We start from the raw sequence: 1,587 nt of genomic DNA, 5'->3' as shown, positions 1-1,587 counted from the left end.
GGGGACGGGGGCGGCGCTGGGGTACTGGGGGCTGATGCGGGGGCTGCCCGAGGAGGCTCCCGTCGAGGTCAGCGCCGCAGAGCCCGTTGCGCCTCGTACAGATTCCGTGGCCGCACCTCTCCCGTAGTGCCGTACAGCTCCAGGCGCGCGTGCAGGTCGCCGGTGAAGTCCGGGACGTCGATCTGGTCGAACTCGTGGACCGTGTTGAGGCCGACCGTCGCGCTGTAGGGGGCGAGGCCGTCGATCTTCATCAGGCCCGCGCGGTCGTTGGTGACGCGGATGTTCCAGTGCGTGAAGCGGGCTCCGAAGAGGGGGCCCGCGCTCGCGTCGCCGCCGTGCCTGCCGTTGTTCTCGACGGTGATGTCGGTTCGTACGTTCGCGAAGGGCATCCCGCGGTGGCTGTCGAACGTGCCCATCTCCATGTGGCCGCGCGACCAGACGTTGTAGGAGGACAGCCCCTCGACGTTGATGCCGTGCAGTTGGGTGCCGGGCGGTGCGGGGGCCGTACGGGCGTCGATGCGGAAGTCGTCGATGAGGTTGTCGTGCGAACCCTCGCGGCAGAAGTACGGGTGATGGGACCCGCGGCCCGCCACGCGCGTGCGGCGCAGGGTGCAGGCGGAGGCGGCGACCAGACCGAAGCCGTTGTCCACGTGGCGCACGACGACGTCGTCGGCCCAGCAGTCGTACGCGCACTGGAACGTGACGCCGTTGTAGCCCTTGTCGAGGAGGTGCGGGGACTGCGGCGTCTCGACGGCCTCCAGGGTGAGCCCCTCGACGCCGGAGCCGGTCAGCGCCGTGACGTGGGTGGTCAGACGGGGATCCCATGCGGGGCGTACGTCGAGCGGGAGCGGCCGCTCGAAGGTGACCCGGCGCTTTCCGGGGTCCACGGCGGCGATCCGTACGGGCCACTCGTAGGGGACGTACGAGGTGAGCTTCGTCTTGTCGTCCCAGGTGTACGCCTTCGGGCCCGCGCCGTCGCCCGCCATGTGCTCCAGGAGGGTGTGGTCGGAGTCGTCGGAGAGGCGGAGGAGGACGAGGTCGCCCTTGCGGACGCGGGAGGCGTCGGCGACCGTCACGGACCACGACCCGCGCGGGGCGGGGCGCACGCTCGTGAGGGTCTCCCAGGCGTCGCGCTTGTTGCCGGTCCAGCCCTCGAAGGGCCAGTCCCTGGCCTTCACAGCCGCGGTGAGCGAGTCCCAACGGTCCTGCGGGCAGAGCCAGATGAGGCCGCCGGCCCAGGACCAGCTGGACTTGTCGCCGCCGTAGCGGGAGCCGTAGGGGCCGATCAGCTCGGTGAGGTTCTTCGTGGCGAGGAGGGTGGTGCGGCCGCTGCCCGCGCCGCGGAGGGTGACGTGGTCGTGGGCGATGTGGATGAGGCCGTCGAGCCGGTACGTCCCGGGCCGGAGCACCACGGTGCCGCCCCCTTGCCGGCCTGCCTCGGCCAGGGCGCGGTTGATCGCGGGGGCGGCGTCCGACGTGCCGTCGGGGCTCGCCCCGTAGTGGCTCACGTCGAGGATCCGCCTGCTGCGGGGGAAGCGGCGGGTGCCCGAGTCGGCTCCGGCGTGGCCCACGTAGGGGATCTGGGGG

The 1,587-nt window shown here is 72.0% G+C and carries 1 protein-coding gene; it reads right to left on the bottom strand.

What is annotated here, in order from left to right:
• Positions 1 to 68: 68 nt before the first annotated feature.
• Positions 69 to 1,587 (bottom strand): glycosyl hydrolase family 28-related protein (locus tag AOK03_RS05670; protein ID WP_055564052.1); only part of this gene is annotated, 1,519 nt, incomplete at its 5' end.

This window comes from Streptomyces atriruber (genome assembly GCF_001418325.1).
In the GTDB taxonomy this organism is placed as follows: Bacteria; Actinomycetota; Actinomycetes; order Streptomycetales; family Streptomycetaceae; genus Streptomyces; species Streptomyces atriruber.
The sequence above is the reverse complement of the archived record's forward strand: the minus strand, read 5'-3'. Positions and strand labels throughout refer to the sequence as shown.